Raw genomic sequence first — 22,103 nt, forward strand, 5'->3', positions numbered from 1 at the left:
GAAGCGTTTCAATGGATGAAACAATAATTAAACCACGTCCAGGACGTTTGGGCCGTAACAAGTCAAATTCAGAAGCATCGCAAGGCTCGAGTGACAAAACCGTGGTCTCGTTTAGTCACTCTTCACCTGAAAAGGCGAATGTTAGTTCTGTATCAATTTTTAAAAATGAATTACTCGATGCGGCTAATGATAGCTTTTCATTGATCATTTTTATTAATCAGTCAACGCAAATAGACAGTTTAGCGGCTTTAAAGCATCGTGCAATTGAATCAATCAAGCGCTTTGAGACGAATCTGCGCGCGAAATCAATTGAGCTCACGGTCATTAATAATGCGCGTTATTGCTTATGTGCTGCAATTGATGAAGCCGTATTAAATGCAAAGTGGAGTTCGTTAGAATGGGCAGAAGAAAGCTTATTATCCACTTTTCATAAAGAAACATTTGGTGGTGAGTACTTTTTTACTTTGCTGGATGAAGCGCTAGCGCATCCAGAAATGAATCGAAACTTTTTAGAGCTACAATACCATTGTTTAAATTTAGGCTTTAAAGGTAAGTTTCGAGTTGCAGCAAGCGGTGAAAGCAAGCTAGAAGATTATCGCAATAGAATTTATCACATCCTCAATCAGTTGGATGGGCCTCATAGTCAATTTTTAACACTTAGCTGGAAAAGCCGTGTTGCAGCAGGTGTAGAACTCAGAAACCAAATTCCACTTTGGGTTGTGATATCGGTTTTGGCTTTAATTGCACTTGTGGTTTATTTATTTTTTAACATGCGTCTTAATGAGCAAGTTGACGCTACAGCTGAAAATTTGAAGTCAGTTCATCCTTTGTCATCTTCACAAGTTGAAGGTAATAGAAGCAAGCAACTTGACTTGTTAACTCAGTTATTACACACAGAGATACAACGCGGTATAGTCAGCGTTGAACAACAAACAGACAGGATCAGAATAACAATAAATAATGAGAGTTTGTTTAACTCTGGTGAAGCAACACTATTGCCCTCTTTCCAACCCATTTTAGAGAAGTTAGCACTAAGCCTTGAAGGAACAAAAGGCAAAATCTTAATCACAGGTCACACCGACGATAGCCCAATAAGTACCAGTCAGTTTCCTTCTAATTGGCATTTATCATTAGCTAGAGCTACACAAGTAGCAAATTCAATGGCTAAGAATACTGGCTTAATGGGAAGGTTATGGCCAGAAGGAAAAGGTTCTGCAGAGCCTTTAGTGAGCAATACGAATTCAGATAAGGCATTAAACCGCCGAATTGAAATCGACTTACTTTTTTAATGGAGTTGTGATGAGTTTTATTCAAAAGTGCAAGCGCGCTATGTACGCTGCTACTTCTCGTAAGGTAATGATTGTAGTTGGCTTTATAGCTCTCTTCCTACTTATTTGGTTTGGTGGTCCACTGATTGCGATCGCCGATTATAAACCGTTTGAAAGTGTCGCAGCTCGTGCCATCATTATTTTAGCAGTTTTACTGGTTTATACTGTAGTTAAACTGATTGAATTTAGAAATCAAAGCAAACGAAATACCAGCATGACAGAAGAGCTGATAGAAGTTGATGCTAATTCTGCAGATGAAGTCCAAGAAGAGATTAAAACCTTAAAAACTCGTATGGTTGAGGCAATAGAGTTGTTGAAGGACGCTAAGCTTTTTAACGGCCGTAATATCTATCAGCTTCCTTGGTATATTATGATTGGCCCACCAGGGTCAGGTAAGACAAACTTCATTAATAATTCAGGTCTCGACTTTCCTTTAAAGGAAAAGCTAGGTACTGACTTAATTCACGGTGTGGGTGGTACACGTAATTGTGATTGGTGGTTTACCAACAAAGCTGTGATTATCGATACCGCCGGACGTTACACTACTCAAAACAGTCATGCTTTGCATGATTCTAAAGCATGGCAAGGCTTTTTAGGGCTACTCAGAAAATACCGCCCAAAACGACCTGTAAATGGTGTAATCATCAGTATGGGTATATCCGAACTGATGAATCAAACGAAAACCGAGCGTAACTTGCATGCCCGAGCGATAAAACAACGCTTGCAGGAGCTTCAAGGTCAGCTTGGTATGACTTTTCCTGTATATGTTATTTTTTCTAAAGTTGACTTAGTTGAAGGCTTTAGAGAGTTTTTTAGTGAACTGAGTGATGAAGAGACGGAGCAAGTTTGGGGGGTTACTTTTGAACTTGATGCAGATTCTGACAATCAAATTGAAGTGTTTAATAAAGAATTTCATGGGCTAATTTCAAATTTAACCTCGCTATTAAATCGACGTTTGATTAATGAGCATGATTTGGCGAACCGTTCTAAAGTGTTTGAGTTTCCAAAACAACTTCGTGCTCTTCAAAGTGTTGGTTACTCTTTTTTAAAAGAAATATTTACGCCAAATGCGTATGAAAGTCTGCCAATATTTCGCGGTGTATACCTTACCAGTGCAACGCAGGAGGGAACACCTTCTAATTTGCTGACTGAGCAAAACTCGACGAAAAAAGACTATATCAATCAAACGAGAAGCTTCTTTATAAAGCGTTTATTAGAAAGCGTTATTTTTCCTGAGCAAAACTTAGCAAGTACCAACAAACATCATGAAAAGCAAAGTAAGTGGCTACGGGTATCATGTTTAGCAGTGACATGTATCACTCTGATAGCATTAAGTATTTCTTGGTTTATTAGCTTTTCATGGAATAGTGAATTGATAGATGAAACAAATCAAGCGTTAGCTGAATATCAAGTATTAGATCAAAATACGGTAGATAAAAGTAACTTACTTGTTTTGAATCAGCGCTTTAATAAGCTGAAGAACTTCCCTGTTAACGAGATTAATGCAGAAGACTTTGAAGCGTATGGTTTTAGTAAGGTCGAAGAGCTAACAGAGGCTTCAAAAAGTGCCTACTTGCGTTCACTAAAAACGTACCTAGAACCATATTTACTCAATGCGCTAACATCTGAGATGGAGCAACAAGCTGATTATTTGAGTTATTTATACGAGACATTACGCAGCTATCTGATGTTATTTGAGCCTGAGCATTATAATCAAGATGATTTACTTGCCTGGTTTAGTGCCTATTACGAAAGGGCTCTTCCGGGGGATGTGAACGTAACTAATCGCAGTGATCTTATGGCTCATACGCGAGCATTACTGGATCATGGTTTTTCTGGGCAGGAAATTGATCATCAAGCTGTTCGTCTTGCGCGAGCTGAATTAACAAAACTGCCAATTGCAGAAAGAGCTTATCAAAGACTGCAAGCTGACTTTATGGAAAGCAGCATTCCACCAATAAAATTAACAGACATTATAAGTTACGAAAGCGCAAGAGAATTTAGTTTTCAAAACCCTGAAGTCGCTATGAAAGGTATCCCAGGTCTTTATACCTACAATGGTTATCATGGCATTTTTAATGTCGAGAAAAGCAAGATGTTGGGTAACTTGATGGCTAGTAGTTGGGTTTATGGTGAAGAAGCTGCAAACACATACGATATCTCAAAAGCTGAAATCGAAAAGAAATTAGAGCAGAAGTATTTTCAAGATTATATCTATTACTGGCGTTCGTTTGTTGATGAGCTGACTTTAAATGAGTTCAATTCACCAACAGAAGGTGTTCGCGTTACTAATGTTTTAGCGGGACCAGAAGCGCCAATAAAAAATATTATTACAACTGTTCAAAAAAATGTTCAGTTGACTAAGTTGCCTATTTCGGAAAATCAAAAGGCTGCCGGTAAAGTGGCTGCAAATGCAGCTGAAGTCGCTATGCATACTAAGGCTAATAGACTTAAGCGCTACTTACCCAATGAAACACCGAAATTTGAGGTGAAGCTTCCTGGCTATCAAGTTGAAGAAGCATTTAGTGATATTTTAGAAATTGAACCACAGCAACTTGAGACAATTCAAGCAAGTTTAAGAGAGCTAAATATTTACTTAAACCAACTTGACCGTGGTGGGTTACTTAAGTCTTCTGTAAAAAACCAACTAAGTGGTAAAAATAAACCAGAGTTTCTGAGCGAGCTTGAGTTTCAAAGTAAAGGGCTGCCTTATCCAGCCAGTAATTGGTTGTTGAACATAAGCCAAGATACGTCAAACATCACAAGAAAAAGTGCCAATCAACACTTAAACGAAATCTGGAGAAGCAGTGTTTTACGTGAGTATAACGCAGCAATCGTAGGGCGTTACCCGTTGGTGCCTCACTCAGATAAAGAAATTAACCTTAAAGATTTCTCTGACTTTTTTGGTCCTAAGGGCACAATTGATAACTTCTTTTCTACCTATATTGCACCCAGTGTCGATACCAGTAAGAGTCCATGGCGATTTGAAAAGAACATAGGTGTAAGCGAATCCGCACTTAAAATGTTTGAGCAAGCAGCCAGAATTCGTGAGGTGTTCTTCGATGGCAACAGTAATACGCCACGCATAGAGTTTGGTTTAAAGCCGATAAAACTCGACCAGACGATTTCTAGCTTTATGATCGAAGTTGACGGGCAATCAATGATTTATCGTCATGGCCCGCCGAAAGTAAAAAGCATTGTTTGGCCGGGAGAAGTAGCCCAAAGTAAAACTAGAATTGTATTTACCCCACCTTATGGTGGCAGGACTATCAATACTAGTTACAGTGGCGAATGGTCTTTCTATCGGATGTTAGACGATTTAAAGGCTCAACGAGCAGAAACTCAGAGTGACTTAGAGCTGCACTTTTCGCTGCAAGGTAATAATGCAACCGTTGAATTATTACCAAATTCAATTAGACACCCATTTTGGAACGCAAGTATAGAGAGTTTTTCATGTCCGACAAGGCTATAGGTATTGGCTATTTGGGCAAGGTTCCATTTTTGGGTGACTTTGTGCAAGAAGGGATCAGCCAACAGTTTTCAGAGCATTGGGAGCATTGGTTACAGGCTGCTATAGCAGTAAGTAAAGAACAGTTAGGTGCTCAGTGGCAAGAACGTTATTTAACAAGTCCAGTATGGCACTTTGCATTGTCTGAAAACTTAATCACAGAAAGCGCAAAAGTGGGGACACTTTTACCAAGTGTTGATGCTGTTGGACGCCATTATCCCTTTACAGTTCTCATCGATAGCGATAGCACACCCATTTCGGCGTTAAATTCGAACCAACTATCGCTTGATTATGAAGACGCTGTGTTATCTGTACTTGATGACAGTGTGGACTTAAGTGTTTGGCAGAAAAAGGTACTGAATACGCTTAAAGTTCGTCATTCACCCGCTAAAAAGTTCAGTAAAAGTCTTTCGCCAGATGAAAATAAATCTGCTGCTGTATTTGAGTTTCAAGGAGATGAATTAGCGGATGGGACTCTAGATGATGTATTGCATTCACTTTTACTTAATAAATATGGTGATTACAGCGTTTGGTGGACTCACGGCTCTATAAATATTAAACCTGTTGTTTTTGTGACTGCAGGTTTACCACCGGTAAATCAGGTGGCTGCAATGCTAGATGGACGTTGGCAGCATTGGGAATGGAATTATACCCAGGTAAGTAAATGTGAATAAAAGTTTTATTAGTTATGCCGTGTCTCATCGCGGAGTCGTTCGAGAACTTAACGAAGATGCTTATATTGAACTTAATAAGTATAACATTTGGGTTGTTGCAGACGGTATGGGAGGGCATGAAGCGGGCGATTTTGCAAGTCAGCTAGTGGTAGATGTTATCAAGGCTGAAGTCGAAGAGTTACCTGCGTCATCAATTTCAACCGAGATGTTGATCAAGGCAATAAAAAGTGCCAATAGAAAACTGCTTGAATATAGCAGTGATTTTTTGGCTAACAAAACGGCCGGTACAACAGTTACCGTATTGTTTTTCAAAGATAATAAGTATTCAGCAATTTGGGTAGGTGATAGCAGAATATACCTTTACAGAGCGAATGGGTTGTTACAGTTATCTCGAGACCACAGTCAAATTAATGATTTAATTGATGAGGGGTTACTCACAGAGCAAGAGGCAATAAATCACCCTTTAGCAAATGTTATTACTCGCGCGGTAGGGGTGCAAAATGACCTGTCTGTTGATTTTGTAGAAGGCGACTTATTAACTGATGATATTTTCTTACTTTGCTCAGATGGATTAACTGGTGAGTTAAATGACTCAGAAATTAGTATTGCTTTAGGTCCTAAAAATATTATTGACTCAGGTATGGCTTTAATTCACTCCACTCTTGTGCGTGGCGCAAGAGATAATGTTACTTTTATTTTAGTGAAAAATGAAAAGTCAGATAATTCTAATGATAAAACATTAAATAATAATGATTTGACTGTGCCCTTATTATTGAGTAAGTAGCCTATTATTAAAATAATGTGGATTATGGTTTATTTTATTATTTTATTTTTTGTAATTTTATTTTAATTAACGGTTTTGTGGCTTGAAATTAAAAATAAGAGATGTATTATTTTACGTCGTCTCCATTTTGGGTGTAAAAGGAATTTGTAAGGCAATGGAATGTTTGTATTTGATGAATATATAGCTCCAATTAGTGAAGATGCATTCGCGGGCATTGAGCCTAGATCTGATGTGTCTCCTACCTCAACGTATTATTCCTTAAAAGATATGCGCAATCAGTTACGTGCTGCTGAACGACTTGCACTCGTTGATGACGAAGGCATTGCTTCTCTTGCTCGTGATTGGCAGCCATTGTTAGAACAATGCAGCACAGCATTAAAATCAGAAAGTAAAGATATAGAGTATTTAGCTTGGTTTACTGAAGCATTGTGTCGTGTTCATGGTTTTAAAGGTTTGGCATTTGGCTTTCGTGTGACACATGAACTAATAAGTAATCACTTTGAGGCCCTCTACCCATCACTTGATGATGGTGATGAGATATCTGATAAAGTCTCTGCTCTTGTTGGTTTAAATGGTGTAGCGGGGGATGGGGCATTGATCATCCCTATCAAAAGTATTGCATTAACCGATAGTCAAAACTACGAACCATTTACTTATTGGGAATATCAGCAAGCTTACGATATATCTCGACTCAATGAAGAGAAGAGAGAGAAAAAAATAGCGCAAGGGGCTATTGATTTTGAGTTGATAGAGAAAAGTGCCCAAGAAACGTCAGCAGAGTTTTTTCTCGATATAAAAAATGGCATTGAAGAGGCGCTTGCAGAATTTAGTGCTTTGAGTAGTGCACTTGATAATGCTACAGAACAATCGCAGCCTACTTCAAATATCAAGCAAGCACTCGAGGAATGCTTAAATGCAGTTTTACATTTAGGTGAAGACAAACTTAAGTCCCTTGAAGCGAAGTCGATCCAAGAACCGCAAGAAAATGAGCAGGTTGAAGGCGAAACATCTGTCACAGAGAATCCCTCTCGAAATGATACCCAAATCAATAGCCGAGAAAATGCGATAAACAAGTTGCAAGAAATTGCGCAGTTTTTTAGAAAGACAGAGCCACATTCACCTATGTCTTACACCATTGAGCAAGTTATTCGATGGAGCGAATTATCGCTACCAGAATTATTAAATGAGTTAATAACCGATAGTGATGCTAGGACCGGATACTTTAAGCTGTCTGGCATCAAAGTTAGCGAAACAGAAACCGAGTAAAAGGAGTTTTGAATGAGTATCCATGACAAATTAAAACGTGTACGTAAACCTAGAGTGCATATTACCTATGACGTTGAAACTGAAGGTGCAATTGTAAAAAAAGAGCTGCCTTTTGTGGTTGGGGTAATGGGCGATTTTTCAGGCCATAATCAAGAAGTATTAAAACCTTTAAAAGACCGTCGTTTTATTCAAATCGATAGAGAGAACTTTAATGATGTGTTAAAGAAAATGAGCCCTTCTCTAAAGTTAGATGTCGATAATACTTTAACCGATGACGGCACACAATTTAGCGTTGATCTTAATTTTAAAAGTATCGATGACTTTGAGCCTGCAGCTGTCGTTAATCAAGTTGAACCATTACGCAATTTGATGGAAACACGTAATAAACTACGTGATTTGATGACTAAGATTGACCGCTCGGAAGAGTTAGAAAATGTCTTAGAGGAAGTGTTAAGCAACACGGCGAGTCTTGATTCAATTGCCAAAGAGCTAAAGTTAGAGGAGTCTGAAAAATGAGCACCGAAACACTAGCACAAGAATTAGACACAGCAACAACGACAGAGTCAACGTCGTTATTAACTCAAGCGATTGGCGCAACTAAACAAACAGACGCAAGTCGAGCGGAAGAGCTATTACGCACTTTAACTGAAGAAGCTTTAAAGGGCACTGTTCAATGGAATAAAAACATGACAGTGACTTTCAATGAAGCGATTCAGTTGATCGACCAAAAAATTTCGAAACAACTCAGTGTGATTATGCACCATGAAGACTTTCAAAAATTAGAAGGTTCGTGGCGTGGTTTGAATCACTTAGTAATGAATTCAGATACTGGTTCAACTCTAAAAATTCGCGTGCTTAATATGAAGAAGAAAGAGCTTCATAAAGATTTAAGTAAAGCGGTTGAGTTTGATCAAAGCCAAACATTTAAAAAAATCTACGAGTCAGAGTTTGGTACACCAGGTGGTGAACCTTACGGTACTATTGTTGGTGATTTTGAGTTTACGAATCACCCTGAAGACGTTGAAACACTTGGCTTAATGTCGAATGTTGCTGCAGCTGGTTTCTGTCCGTTCATTTCGGCATCATCACCTTCACTCTTTGGTTTTGATAGTTGGGAAGAGCTCACTAAACCAAGAGATCTTGAGAAAGTATTTGAATCTCTTGAATACACTAAATGGCGCTCATTTAGAGACAGCGATGATTCACGCTTTGTTTCACTTACAATGCCAAGATTTTTATCTCGTTTACCTTACGGTGCAGCATCTAAACCTGTTGAAGAATTCAACTATGAAGAGTTTGAAGTTGATGAGCTTGCCGGTCGCTCTGTAAGTACTAATAACGCTGATTATTGTTGGAGTAATGCTGCCTATGCAATGGCAACGAATATGACAAAAGCATTCTCTCAATATGGTTTTTGTACAGCTATTCGCGGTGCTGAAGGCGGTGGTAAAGTAGAAGGTTTACCTACCCATATATTCACGAGTGATGATGGTGATCCTGATCTTAAATGCCCAACAGAGATTGGTATTACTGATCGACGTGAAGCAGAATTAAGTAAGCTTGGTTTCTTACCACTGTGTCATTATAAAAATACAGATTACGCGGTGTTCTTTGGTGGACAATCGTGTCAAAAACCGCAAGTTTACTCAACGCCTGATGCAACTGCGAATGCTGCTATTTCAGCTCGCTTGCCTTACCTAATGGCTACTTCTCGCTTTGCTCATTATTTAAAAGTAATGGCACGCGATAAAATCGGTAGCTTCATGGAAGCTGAAGACGTTGAATCTTGGTTAAATCGTTGGATTCTATCTTACGTAAATGCAACAGAGGGTGGTGGTCAAGATATCAGAGCACGTTATCCTTTAGCAGATGCAAAAGTTTCAGTTAAAGAAATTCCTGGTCAACCAGGTGCCTATAATGCTGTTGCGTGGTTAAGACCATGGTTACAAATGGAAGAGTTAACGTCATCACTTAGATTGGTTGCCAAAATCCCTGAGATTGGTTAACCCTTTCTGCATTAAGGATGATGCAAAATGAATTGTGAAGAGTTTTCATTCATAGGAGCTGACGCTGTATTTTCTCATAATACAGCGTCTGATATCTTCGAAAATAGCGCTTTATTGGAACGCTTTCTAAATGAGAAAGAGACATTTAAAGCACTGTTATTATGGCTTGAAGGCTCTTCTGATTCACCATTGCAGTGGGATAAAGAGTCAATCAGTTCATATTTGCAACTGACCATTGTTAAAATAGACTCGCTTATATCTGAGCAATTAGATCAGATTTTACACCACCCAACATTTCAACAATTAGAAGCCAGCTGGCGCAATTTATGGTGGTTAGCTTTACAAACAGAACTCAGCGATAAAGAAAAAAAAGTAAAGTTACGCTTGTTAGATTGTGATTGGAATACATTATCGAGAGATGTTAATAAAGCAATCGATTTTGATCAAAGTAGCTTCTTTCAATTAATTTATCAAAATGAATTCGACCGCCCTGGCGGAGAGCCCTTTGGTGTATTGATTGGTGATTACGAAATTACCAACGGGAATGCACCGGGTACAATTTACAACGATATAGACACCTTAAAAGAAATTTCGAAAGTAGCCGCAGCCTCCTTTTCGCCATTTATTACTGCTGTGTCAGCAAGCTTATTTGGTACAAACAGCTTTACTGATCTAGGTTACCAATTCGATTTATATAATCAATTTGAACAGGTCGAATATACAAAGTGGCGTAGCTTTAGAGCCATGGAAGATGCGCGTTTTGTTGGTCTTGTATTGCCGCATGTTTTAGTCAGAGCACCCTATAAAAACGACGGTACCCGTCACTTAGACTTTTTATATACAGAAAAAATAACAACACCAGAAACAGACATGTTATGGGGAAACGCCGGTTACCAATTCGTGTCGACTTTAGTGCGTGCTTATGCTGAAAGTGGTTGGTTTGGTCAAATAAGAGGCATTGAACCAGGTAAAATATCTAAAGGTATCGTTACCGGTTTGACGAAAAATTACTTTTCAACCGATGTATACAGAAAAGAAGCTAAACCACCAATAGATTTGATTATAACCAGTAAATTAGAAAAGCAATTTTCTGAACTTGGGTTTATTCCAGCCTCATCCGTGACTAATACTGAGCATCTGGTTTTTTATAGTAACGCTTCGGCTCAGCAAGCTAATTACTACGATAGTGAAGCATCGACTGTAAATGCCCGCTTATCATCTATGCTGCAATATATTTTGTGTGTATCACGTTTTGCTCACTATTTAAAACTCCTAGCACGTGATCGGGTTGGTTCTTACAGTACAGCTCAAGCTTGTGAACAAGGCTTGCAAGCATGGGTTAATAACTACACGACAGCATCGGATTCTGCCTCAGAGCAAATAAGAAGTAAGTATCCTTTGGCGAATGCGAAAGTGAAAGTGACTGAAAATAAATCGAAGCCAGGCCACTACTTTTCTGTCTTACAACTACAACCTCATTTTCAGCTTGATCAAATGGTATCAAGTATCAAATTAGTGACTGAACTAAGTCCTCATCATCAAATAAAGGAATAAAAATGAAAAAGATTCATGAGTGTATTCGCAATGGAAAATTAGCCGATGCATTAGAGTACTGCGCACAAAAACTAAAAGATGATCCACTGAATTTTGATATTCGCAGTGCTTATACGGAATTGTTGTGTGTAAATGGTGAACTTGAAAAAGCGGATAAACAATTAGATTTTATGGTGACTAAATCACCTGAGCTAGCGGTAGGTGCTGTTAATTTAAGACACTTGATCAGGGCCGAGCAAGCACGACAAGATTTTTATGAAGGTAAAGCGGCTCCTAAGCTATTTCATGAAGCAGATGAACTCGATGAGATATTTCTACAGATGCATATTGCTTTACGTGAAGAAGATTTAAAAGAGGCAACTGAAAAAGCAGCCAAAGTTGAGTCTTTGAGAACCAATTCAGCAAATAAGCAACTTACTGCAATCAGAGATATTGATGATTCATTAAACCCGTTTCTGGAAATTTTGGGAACCAACGGTGAGTTTTATTTAGCTCGCTTTGATGAAATCGAAAAGTTTGAAGTTCAACCCATAGAGTCAATCGTTGAGCAAATTTGGCTACGTGTTGAGGTTACTATCAAAGATGGGCCTGTAGGTACTGCTCATATCCCAGTTGTTTACCCGCACTCAAAGAGTGAAATAGAAAAACTAGGCCAAGTGACTGAATGGCAAGAATTAACTGAAGAAATGTACTTAGGACGCGGAATGAAAATGCTGTTTATAAATGAAGAAGCAGTCTTATTGTCTGAACTTGGCTCTTTCATCAATTGAGTGTGAAATGTTCATGATTGCAAGCAAGCAGCCGCTCAAAGCATCAATTTTAGATCGTTTGATAGATGACGAGCCAGAAGTACAGGATTCGCCACAGCGAACGGATGGTATCAGCTTATCACTTTTAAAAAGTTATGTAAGACGAGATATCGAGGCGTTGCTAAATGCTCGGATCCAGTGGCATACATGGCCAAGTCAATACAGTGAGCTTGCAACATCATGTTTATCATATGGATTGCCTGATTTTTCGAGCATGGTTGTAAGTTCGCATGAAGGGCGAGCTGCGTTGTGTGAAAAAGTTAGAGATGCCATTTTACGATTTGAGCCTAGGTTTATTGAAGTTGAAGTATTAGTTGATGAAGAACTCCCCCTTAACCGAGTATTAAACCTAAGAATTAATGCCTTGTTGTATGCCGATCCAGAGCCTGAATACATCAGTTTTAACTCTGAAGTTGAGCCAGTTAGTTTAGGTATGAAAATCTATGAGTCTTCACTATGAATGATGAATTATTAAAATATTACAATCGTGAATTAGCGTATGTGCGCCACCTTGGGAAAGACTTTGCAGAAAAATACCCAAAAGTAGCAGGCAGGTTAAAACTTACAGACGAAGTGATAGAAGATCCCCATGTTTCAAGGTTAGTCGAATCCTTTGCATTTTTAACTGCCAACATTAGGCAAAAACTTGATGATAGCTTTCCTGAGTTAACGGATGCGCTTTTAGGTCAACTCTATCCAGACTACCAAGCGCCTATCCCTTCATTATCAATTGTAAAGTTAGAGTCAGAAAACTTATCAACGACAGGGGTCATTATTCCTCGCGGGAGTGAGCTTGAAACTAATGTAGAAGGAATGAAACAGTGTAAATTTCAAAGCTGTTTTGATACCAATTTGTGGCCCGTAGAGATAACAGCTGCCCAGTTTGATAACAGTCCTTTTATTGCGCCTAAACCAAAGTTTAATGAACCTGCTAAAGCGATATTTAAGTTACAACTGACAGGTGAGTATGATGGCGTTTCATTGCATGAAACAGAGCTAAATGATCTAAAAATTTATATTCATGGACAATGGCATTATGCGCTCAAAGTATACGAACTCTTGTTTAAACATTGCATCGGAATAGCAGTAGATAATGGCGATGAGGGAGTGCATTACCTCTCGAAAACTCATTTAAAATCAGTTGGATTTGAGGAGCATGAAGCTGTTGTTCCTTACTCAATGCGCTCATCATCAGCATATAGGCTATTAGTCGAAAACTTTATTTTCCCTGAAAAGTTTAAGTTCTTTGAGTTACAAAATATTCGCTCGGTACTTCCTCGCAATACCAGTGCAACAACACTTTATTTTTATTTAGATGTTGAGTCTAGCGAGTTGGAGAAGCAAGTAGATAAAGACATGTTCTTGCTGGGTTGCACGCCAATCATAAATTTATATGAACAAGAACTTGAACCGATCCGCCCAGAGCTAAGCGAATATGAGTATAAGCTTGCACCACGCTATATCGACTCTGAAATATCTGAAGTTATTAGCCTTGAAGAGGTGGTTGCATTTGACCACAAGGGGAATAAACAGATAGTGACGCCTTTTTATGCGCAAACACACCCTAAATATCAAGAGCATAAAGATCTCTATTGGCATACTCGACGAGAAACTGCACTTTGGGCTGGTGGCTATGCTGAGGCGGGAACCGAAACCTATTTATCATTAGTAAATGGTGGCTTCGAAAATAGTGCGCAAACTCTCAGTGAGGGAAATACGGTGGTAACAGCGCGGGCTCAGTGCAGTAATCGTAATCTACCAGCTAGTTTACCATTTGGTGATGATGAACTTGGTTTTACATTGCCAAAGCGTGGCGATGTAATAAAAAAAATCAGGTGTTTAGTTGCGCCAACTCATGCGGTAAGACCTGTGCTTGGCAGTAATACTCGCTGGCAATTGATCAATCACCTGACTCTTGATTCATTTAGTGGTGAGCAAAGTGCAGAGAAATTAAAAGAAACATTGAGGCTATATGATTTTAAAGCAACACCCCAATCAAAAGGGATGATTGATAACATCTATAGCGTCAAAATTGAACCTGCAACTGCACGTGTCGTGCAAAACGGTCGAGTTGCTTTTGCAGCAGGAACTGACATTGAAATTACGTTTGCAAATGATGATTACGCTGGTAGTGGGGTGTTCTTTTTTGCTTCAGTTCTTGATTGTTTTTTCTCGCAATTTGCATCAATTAATAGCTTTACACGCTTAAGTCTAAAGTTAAAAGAACAAGATCGAGTTTATCATCAGTGGCCAGCTAGAGTAGGTTCCGGAGTGCTACTATGATTGCACAATTGCTCGAGAACGCGACAGAAATAGATTTTTACAAAGCCGTGTTTGTGATCGAGTCTCAGTTGTCGAGTGCGGCCCAGCAATACCGAAAAGTTGGTTATGATTGTCAGCCAAAACTAGAGCTGATCAAGTTTAGTTCAACACAAAAATTTGGCTTTGCGGGTAATGCGATAACTAAATTAAAACCTGCTAAAAACGTTGCAGGGATCACTCAGTTTGATATGGAAATATCATTTATGGGGATGACCGGTTGCTCTGGCGCTTTGCCGCATTTTTATAGTGAACTGGTGATGCAACGATTGCGCTATAAAGACAGTACAATGAGAGATTTCTACGATATGTTTAATCATCGTTTGATTTCGTTGTACTACCGAGCTTGGAAAAAGTATAAACCCGCACTTAATTTTGCTAATAGCAATCAAGATAACCACACAAAAATTTTGGCACTTTTGAGTGGGGGCAATGCCCCTCATCAGCTTTATTTCAGTGGTCTTTTCAGTCGAAAAACACGAAATATTGCTGATCTGCGAAATATTTTAACTTTCTATTTAGACTGTGATGTCAGCATAAATCAATTTGTAGGCCAATGGCAACCGTTAAAGCAATCTGAGCAAACGCGCATAAATAGTGGGGGCTTTGCAGGTCAACATGCAAGGCTTGGTATTGATGCGATTGCAGGCAAGCAAGTTTGGGATATCTCAACAAAGATCGAAGTTATTATCGAGCCTAAAAATGAGCACCAAACAGCCCGTCTTCTACCAAAACAAGAGCTCTGGAATTTAGCCCATCAAATTGTGGGTGATTTTGTTGGTAATCAAATTCAACATGCACTGATAGTAAAAGCAAACTTTTATAAGCTTGGTGCAAAGCAACTATTAAAAGAACGATGTCAATTAGGCTGTAATAGTTTTCTGTTACCCGAAAACGCTGCTCAAAATGGCAAAGTCTCTGAACTTTCGTTCAAAGGATAAATAAATACAAGGAAATATTATGTCTACAATGACGCTAAATACACTCGTAGAAAAACTAAGCCCAGAGTGCAAAAAGAGTCTTGAACAGGCTGTTGCAATTTGTAATAGCCGAAGTCACTTCACTGTTGAATTAGAGCATTGGTTACTAGCGATGCTTGAGCAACAACTTGATGACTTTCGAATTATTTTGAGCGCTTACGATATTGATAGAGACTCGTTAAAAAATGATTTGAATAAGTCTTTAGAAATGCACAAAACGGGTTGTAACTCATCACCTAGTTTATCGATGCATGTGACCAGTTTGCTCAAGCAAACGTGGCTTAGTACGAGCATTGATTTTACAGATACACAAATTCGTAGTGCTTACTTAATTTACACGCTGGTAAAAGATGACACTTTAGCAAGTTTAGTGAGTCGTTGTAGTAAAGAGTTTAATAAGATAGAAGCAGGGCAATTATTGCATGCTTGGCCTGAAATGGTCGCAAAGTCACAAGAACAAAGCCCTGTGGCAAATAGTCAGGCTGAAAAATCGGTATCTACAAGTTCTAAAACGCCGAGTTTAGATCAATTTACAGTTGATCTAACAGCTCAGGCAAAAGCAGGAAAAATAGATCCAATTTTGGGGCGTGATTTTGAAATTAGACAAATGGTCGATATTCTTACTCGACGTAGACAAAATAACCCCATTCTAACTGGTGAAGCTGGGGTAGGTAAGACCGCAGTTGTTGAAGGGTTAGCGCTAAGAATTGCTCAAGGCAGTGTTCCAGATGTTTTAAAAAATGTAAAAATTCACACCCTAGATCTCGCTTTATTACAGGCCGGCGCGGGTATGAAAGGTGAATTCGAAAATAGGCTAAAGTCTTTAATATCGGAAATTAAAAACACCCCAAATCCTGTTATCTTATTTATCGATGAAGCGCACACAATGATCGGTAGTGGTGGCCAAGCTGGTCAAAATGATGCTGCAAATCTTTTAAAACCGGCGCTAGCTCGCGGCGAACTCAGAACAATTGCAGCCACAACATGGGCTGAATATAAAAAGTTCTTTGAAAAAGACGCAGCATTGGCTCGCCGATTCCAAGTCGTTAAAGTGGAAGAGCCTACACCAGAAAAAGCAATTGCGATGTTACGTGGTTTAGTGCCTGTTATGGAAAAACACCATAATGTGTTCATTTCCGAGCAAGCGCTAGAAAGCGCAGTGCATTTATCACACCGCTACATTACAGGCAGACAACTTCCTGATAAAGCTGTTGGTTTACTTGATACAGCCTGCGCTAGGGTTGCAATGAGCCAAGCATCAACACCTAACTCAATCGAAACGCTTGAAAATGAACGCTCAGAAATAGAGTCGCAAATTAATATGTTAACTCGTGAGCAACGCACAGGATTAAATCACAGTGAGGTGCTTGAGAGTTTAACAAATAAGTGCCAGCAAATTACTGAGCAGCTTGCACCATTAAAGTCGCAATTCGAAACTGAAATGTCACTTATTAAAGATGTAAAAGAAGTCATCACTGGCTTGAATGATGAAACAGAACAGCCAAGTGCAGAAATTGAAAAGCTTCAACAATGCAAAGAAAGCTTAGCCAAATATGATTCGAACATGGTGCATTGGCAGGTTGATGATGAGTTAATTGCGCAAGTTATTTCTGACTGGACTGGTATTCCTGTTGGCAAGATGCATGAAGATGATGTGAAGAGTGTTCTTAATATAGCAAGCACAATGAAAGAGCGTGTTGTTGGCCAAGATCATGCGTTGGAGTTAATTGCAAAAGTTGTACAGACATCTAAAGCGCAATTAGCTGACGAAAGCCGCCCGAATGGAATTTTTATGCTAGCGGGTCCAAGTGGTGTTGGTAAAACGGAGACGGCACTTGCATTAGCGAATGAAGTGTATGGCAGTGAAGAAAACATCACAATCATCAACATGTCAGAATACAAAGAAGAGCATAAAGTATCGTTACTACTTGGGTCACCTCCTGGTTATGTAGGCTATGGCGAGGGGGGCGTATTAACAGAGGCGATCAGACGTAAGCCATACAGTGTTATTTTGCTAGATGAAATTGAAAAAGCGCACCCAGGTGTACATGACATCTTTTACCAAGTGTTTGACAAAGGCACAATTAAAGATGGAGAAGGTAGAGATATCGACTTCAAAAACACGATTATCATCATGACCTCGAATGTGGGTACTGATACAACAATGAGCTTATTTGAAGATGAAGAAACAGCGCCAAGCGTTCAGGGTCTGCAAAAGGCTATTCAAAGTGATTTACTTGAAGTATTTAAAGCTGCATTCCTCGGCCGCATCAATGTCATACCCTATTTGCCACTAAATAAAGAAACTCTTGCAGAAATTACAAAACTGCAATTAAGTAAAATAAAAGTTAGAGTTAACAAAAATTACAAATCTGATTTTTTATATTCAGATATTGTTGTAGATTATATAGTTAACAATTGTAATGACTCTGGTTCGGGTGCAAGAAATATTCACGCATTATTGCAAAATAATGTCTTGCCATTATTATCTGAATATTTACTTGATAGTCTTGTTAGTGGTAGTAAAATCAATAGTATATCATTAGATTTAAATGATGATTCATTTGTTGTTAATATAAATTAATATATTTAAATTAGTTTCTTGTTTCTTTTTTGGAGTCGGATTATAATTTGTCCGTCTTCATTAGTTGATGGAACATTGAGACATTGTCTTCGTCTAGGGAAAGGATATTGAAGACCTTTTCGTTGCGCAGTTAGAGATAATGATTTCAAAGGAATTTTGGGAAACCAAAAGTAAATGATCCAATGTAATGGATATTATTTATAAATTAAAAGGAGCATTATCAAATGCAATCAAATACATATTTAAAATACGGTTCAATTAAAGGCGAAACTACTGCTGAGTCTTTTAAAGATTTAATCACAGTTTTATCATTAGATTGGAACGTTAGTCGTGAAATTTCAGCACACACTGGTACAGCAATGGACCGTGAATCTAGCTCAACTCGCTTAGGTGATGTAACAATCACTAAACTTCAAGATAAAGCGTCTCCAGACCTTTTCAAAGAAGCGACAATTGGTAAAGGCCTACCGGCTGTTTTCCACATCACTAAGCAAGGTGATAAAGTTGAAGAAATCATGAAAATCGAACTTACAGATGCAATGATTTCTAGCTACTCTGTATCTGTTCAAAATGACCGTCCAGTTGAAACAATCACTATCAGCTACACAGAAATGATGATGACTGTTACTCCTACTGACGACAAAAATAACATCACTGCACCACTTGTTTATGGTTACAGCGGTGTTAAAGGTCAGCAAATGTAATTTTTTGCAGTACCTAATAGCTCTGAGTTTTGCTCAGAGCTTTTTTGATCTTTGGGAATAGGAAGCATGGAATGCAAAAAGCAACACAAGATAACAATGTAATTCAGATTAACACCCCAGCAGGTAAAGATACGCTTTACTTAACTCGGCTGGTGGTGCAAGAGTCTATGTCTGATTTGTTTGTGATGTCAGTGAATATGTTCACTATAGGCACACAAATAGCGCATGAAGATCTGGTGGGAAAACCTGTTTCTATTAAAGTAAAGAATGCCGATAGCGCTGGTGAGCGTTATTTTCATGGCATAGTTAGCCAATTAGTCTCTAATGGTAGCCGCACTGCTGATATTGATGAGCAAAAAAATTATATAGATTACCACGCCACTATTGTTCCTTTCGCAGCATCAATGCGAAACCGCAAAAACAGTCGGATCTTCCAAAAGAAAACAATAAAAGATATTTTTGCCGATTTGTTTGGTCAACACAGTGTCGCTTTTAAAGATAATACAACTAAAACGTATCCCAAGTACGAGTATTGTGTTCAGTACCAAGAGTCAGATTTTGACTTTATTCAACGCTTATTTCAGCAAGAAGGTATTTTTTATTTTTTCGAGCATAGTAACAGTGCCCATACGCTCGTACTCGCTGATGATATAACAGCTTACGAAGAGTGCGCAGAAGCAAAAGTAGAGTTTACCTCTGGTCACCTCAGTGAGTCACACATTAATAAATGGCAAGGTGGTTTAAGTATAGCGCCTGGCAGCTACAAGCGTATTGGCTATGATTTTAAACAACCACCAAGATACCCTGATGGCGATCACAAAAAAGCAGATTTACCGACCCAGTCAGTTGCTGAAATTTTTGAATATACCGCTGAAGCCGAAACCCATCCAAGAGCTGCAGGTTTAGCAGCCGTACAACTTGAATCATTACAGCGTAATATGAAGTTAAGTAGCGGTAGAAGTGATTGCCGTTCATTCTCGGTGGGTAAATTATTTAGCTTTAAAAAACATGAAGACCCGCGCCTAGAAGGTAAAACATTTGCTATCACATCTTTACTAACGTCTATTACGGTGCCAAATCAATCGGGTGCTCAGCAATCTGGCGCGCAAGAAGTATTTACCAATCACTTTGAATGTGTACCAAAAGATGTGCCATATCGTGCAGCGCACAGCATGCGCAAGCCTGTTATTCATGGTGTGCAAACAGCCATAGTGACGGGCGACAGCGCAGATGAAATTATGGTTGATCAATACGGACGTGTGAAAGTGCAGTTTGATTGGGACCGAGAAGGTAAAAAAGACTCGCAAAGTTCTTGCTGGATCAGGGTTGCACAAAACTGGGCCGGTAAAAAGTGGGGCGCATTTTTCTTTCCTCGTGTAGGGCAAGAGGTGTTAGTCGACTTTATTAATGGTGACCCTGATCAGCCAATCATTAGTGGTGCAGTATACAACGCTGACTTAATGCCTCCTTATGCATTACCTGCAGATAAAACACAAAGCGGTATCAAAACACGCTCAACAAAAGAGGGTGGTGCAGATAATTTTAATGAACTGCGTTTTGAAGATAAAAAAGGCAATGAACTTGTTTACATGCAAGCAGAAAAAGATAAGCAGCTGTATGTAAAAAATGATCAAAAAGAAAAAATTGATAATGATCGTTTTCTTGAAGTGGGCAACAACGATGATGCCAAAGTTAAAGTGAATCGCACGGTTGATATTGGTGAAAATGACACGCTGAAAGTGGGTAAATCACTCAATATCGAAGCGGGGAAAGAAATCGTTATTAAGACCGGATCGGCAAAAATTACTATGAGTAGTAGCGGTAATATTTCTATCGAAGGCACAAATATCAATATTAAAGGCAGTAACGTAAAGGTTGATGGGAGTGCAATTACCCTTTCTGCTGGCATGATCAAGTTGAACTAGCATGGAATTACATAATACGTTTCAACCAGGTGTCGTGCATGGCGCAGCAAGTAATGGCTTTACCGTTTATTGCCGTTATGGGCTTCCTCATTTGGTGTGTCTTTGTGTAAACCGCCCTGATGATCCGTTTTTGAACTTGCCAATCGATTATTTTAAGAGCCTTGATGGTTATTTTGCTGAGCAATTTTTTATAAACCTTCACCCTGTACTCAATAGTAGCAATGTGTTGTCGCATATTTATCAATACGCTACACAAACAAGTTCAATAATAAATGATCTTTCGTACGACGAAATAGCGCAGGAGTTGGCAAAACTCGTGTGCACAAATAAGTTACAAGTTATTCCTTTAAACGAATAGCCAAAAACAAGGGAGGCATTATGGGAAAACCCGCTTCAACGTTAGGGCATATGCATGTTTGTCCAAAAGTCACAGCACAGGTACCTCACGTAGGTGGACCCATTGTGGCTGGTTCTGCCAATGTATTAATAGGCAATATGCCTGCCGCAAGACAAGGTGACATGCTTGTTTGTATAGGCCCGCCAGATAGTATTAATAGCGGTTCGGGTACAGTTAAAATAAACGGGAAACCTGCTGCTCGAATGGGAGACAGTACTTCTCATGGCGGTAAAATTGTTTTAGGTAACCCAACAGTTTTAATTGGTGGATAAGGTGTTATCACTCATTTTAAATGAGCATAAAGCAGCTCTTTCAAATTTAAATGTGATGCAGCAAAGTGCATTTTATAGCATTGGGTTTATCGCTCAAGTTCGTCAGCAGTTAGCTTTAAAAGTACAAGCATATCAGGGTGCTAGCAATGTACAGTTTGAAATGGTGCAACGCACTATTGAAGAAATTGAGACGTTAAAACAGCAAGATGTTTTATTAGATGACATTGCTGAAGCGTGCTTGGTTGCGCTGCTATTAATGTCGAACTCTCAAAAGCAGAGGTTTTTGGGGTTATTAAACCGACATGAGTTTACGCTTTTAAAACATAAGCTTTTGGAGAAAAGCTTAACAATAAGTGGGTCCGCCAATAGCGACTTTTTGAATTGGGCAAATGTGTACGGTAATTCAGATACACAGGCGATTATTTATAAAGCAATAAAACGTGCTGTAAAACAGCTCCCAGACATGCCTGAAATGCAAGAAACAGTAAACGCATTTGAAAAGGCTGCGATGATTAATTCACCGTTAATGTCTGTGTACCTATTATTGCTAGACCCGCAGAGAATGAATTTTGTTTGCAACTATGTGAGCCAGCAGTTTACTCGAGAGCAAGCTATTGCGGTGCTATTGCAAACTGGGGCAACAAAATATGTCCCCATGGCTGTTGCGCTGTTGACTGAAGTGAGGTCGGCCAAGAATCTTGTTGCTGGTATTAAACGCTGCTTAGGTAGTCAGCTCGATGAATTAGTTGCATTTGATACTCAAATTCAGGCTGGCGATTGTAAGCAAGCCGCTGTTGATTTTCAGCGCCAATTTGCATTGAGTTGGCCAGAGCAAAAGATCAACTTTAATGATCAAACTCTGGTTTATGGCTTTGCGATGAATAGGCCTGTCAGTGTAGCAAGCCTGCAAGGTGTTGATTTTTTTAGTTGGCAGGTGATTACAATTTTAAATGCGCTTAAATATGACTGTCGAAATAGTCAAGCGAGTTAGCA

General features: G+C 39.0%; 18 protein-coding genes. All 18 read left to right on the forward strand.

What is annotated here, in order from left to right; all coding sequences use genetic code 11:
* The first annotated feature begins 11 nt into the window (after positions 1-11).
* The 18 genes from tssL to NFU46_RS09920 all read left to right on the forward strand — a co-directional run bounded on the left by tssL (position 12) and on the right by NFU46_RS09920 (position 22,101).
* Positions 12-1,289: a type VI secretion system protein TssL, long form gene (gene tssL, locus NFU46_RS09835; RefSeq protein ID WP_251601491.1), complete on the forward strand. Its 1,278-nt coding sequence runs from the start codon at positions 12-14 to the stop codon at positions 1,287-1,289.
* A gap of 10 nt (positions 1,290-1,299) precedes the next feature.
* Complete coding sequence (tssM, locus tag NFU46_RS09840) at positions 1,300-4,800, forward strand: type VI secretion system membrane subunit TssM (protein ID WP_251601493.1); 3,501 nt, start codon at positions 1,300-1,302, stop codon at positions 4,798-4,800.
* A complete protein-coding gene (gene tagF, locus NFU46_RS09845) occupies positions 4,782-5,510 on the forward strand; it encodes a type VI secretion system-associated protein TagF (protein WP_251601495.1) in 729 nt (242 codons plus the stop codon). The genes tssM and tagF overlap by 19 nt, the downstream gene beginning before the upstream one ends.
* Positions 5,503-6,294, forward strand: a complete 792-nt coding sequence (locus NFU46_RS09850) for a PP2C family serine/threonine-protein phosphatase (protein ID WP_251601497.1) — start codon at positions 5,503-5,505, stop codon at positions 6,292-6,294. Before tagF ends, NFU46_RS09850 begins: the two co-directional genes overlap by 8 nt.
* A gap of 159 nt (positions 6,295-6,453) precedes the next feature.
* Positions 6,454-7,560 carry a type VI secretion system protein TssA gene (gene tssA, locus NFU46_RS09855; protein ID WP_251601499.1) on the forward strand — a complete coding sequence of 369 codons (1,107 nt, stop codon included), beginning with the start codon at positions 6,454-6,456 and terminating at the stop codon, positions 7,558-7,560.
* A gap of 12 nt (positions 7,561-7,572) precedes the next feature.
* The gene (gene tssB, locus NFU46_RS09860) at positions 7,573-8,076 is read left to right on the forward strand and encodes a type VI secretion system contractile sheath small subunit (RefSeq protein ID WP_217877249.1); all 504 of its coding nucleotides are present in this window, start codon (positions 7,573-7,575) and stop codon (positions 8,074-8,076) included.
* Complete coding sequence (gene tssC, locus NFU46_RS09865) at positions 8,073-9,566, forward strand: type VI secretion system contractile sheath large subunit (RefSeq protein WP_251601501.1); 1,494 nt, start codon at positions 8,073-8,075, stop codon at positions 9,564-9,566. Before tssB ends, tssC (NFU46_RS09865) begins: the two co-directional genes overlap by 4 nt.
* Positions 9,567-9,593: 27 nt before the next feature.
* Positions 9,594-11,120 carry a type VI secretion system contractile sheath large subunit gene (tssC, locus tag NFU46_RS09870; RefSeq protein WP_251601503.1) on the forward strand — a complete coding sequence of 509 codons (1,527 nt, stop codon included), beginning with the start codon at positions 9,594-9,596 and terminating at the stop codon, positions 11,118-11,120.
* A 2-nt stretch (positions 11,121-11,122) separates the two neighbouring features.
* Positions 11,123-11,890 (forward strand): type VI secretion system accessory protein TagJ, encoded by a 768-nt coding sequence (locus tag NFU46_RS09875; protein ID WP_251601505.1) that lies wholly within the window; start codon positions 11,123-11,125, stop codon positions 11,888-11,890.
* 13 nt (positions 11,891-11,903) lie between these two features.
* Positions 11,904-12,389 (forward strand): type VI secretion system baseplate subunit TssE, encoded by a 486-nt coding sequence (gene tssE, locus NFU46_RS09880; RefSeq protein ID WP_105181921.1) that lies wholly within the window; start codon positions 11,904-11,906, stop codon positions 12,387-12,389.
* Entirely contained in the window at positions 12,386-14,212 is a 1,827-nt protein-coding gene (tssF, locus tag NFU46_RS09885; RefSeq protein ID WP_251601509.1) for a type VI secretion system baseplate subunit TssF, read from the forward strand. The genes tssE and tssF overlap by 4 nt, the downstream gene beginning before the upstream one ends.
* Positions 14,209-15,189, forward strand: a complete 981-nt coding sequence (gene tssG / locus NFU46_RS09890) for a type VI secretion system baseplate subunit TssG (RefSeq protein WP_251601511.1) — start codon at positions 14,209-14,211, stop codon at positions 15,187-15,189. Before tssF ends, tssG begins: the two co-directional genes overlap by 4 nt.
* Positions 15,190-15,208: 19 nt before the next feature.
* Positions 15,209-17,812: a type VI secretion system ATPase TssH gene (gene tssH / locus NFU46_RS09895; protein WP_251601513.1), complete on the forward strand. Its 2,604-nt coding sequence runs from the start codon at positions 15,209-15,211 to the stop codon at positions 17,810-17,812.
* A gap of 224 nt (positions 17,813-18,036) precedes the next feature.
* Entirely contained in the window at positions 18,037-18,516 is a 480-nt protein-coding gene (locus NFU46_RS09900) for a type VI secretion system tube protein Hcp (RefSeq protein WP_105181734.1), read from the forward strand.
* Positions 18,517-18,587: 71 nt separating this feature from the next.
* Positions 18,588-20,441, forward strand: a complete 1,854-nt coding sequence (locus NFU46_RS09905; protein ID WP_119853114.1) for a type VI secretion system Vgr family protein — start codon at positions 18,588-18,590, stop codon at positions 20,439-20,441.
* Between the two features lies 1 nt (position 20,442).
* On the forward strand, positions 20,443-20,799 hold the full coding sequence (locus tag NFU46_RS09910) for a hypothetical protein (RefSeq protein ID WP_105181736.1): 357 nt from the start codon (positions 20,443-20,445) through the stop codon (positions 20,797-20,799).
* 20 nt (positions 20,800-20,819) lie between these two features.
* The gene (locus tag NFU46_RS09915) at positions 20,820-21,110 is read left to right on the forward strand and encodes a PAAR domain-containing protein (protein WP_105181737.1); all 291 of its coding nucleotides are present in this window, start codon (positions 20,820-20,822) and stop codon (positions 21,108-21,110) included.
* 1 nt (position 21,111) lies between these two features.
* A complete protein-coding gene (locus NFU46_RS09920) occupies positions 21,112-22,101 on the forward strand; it encodes a hypothetical protein (protein WP_251601515.1) in 990 nt (329 codons plus the stop codon).
* Positions 22,102-22,103: the final 2 nt, after the last annotated feature.

The sequence above is a fragment of the Pseudoalteromonas sp. NCCP-2140 genome (assembly GCF_023708065.1).
Lineage (GTDB): Bacteria > Pseudomonadota > Gammaproteobacteria > Enterobacterales > Alteromonadaceae > Pseudoalteromonas.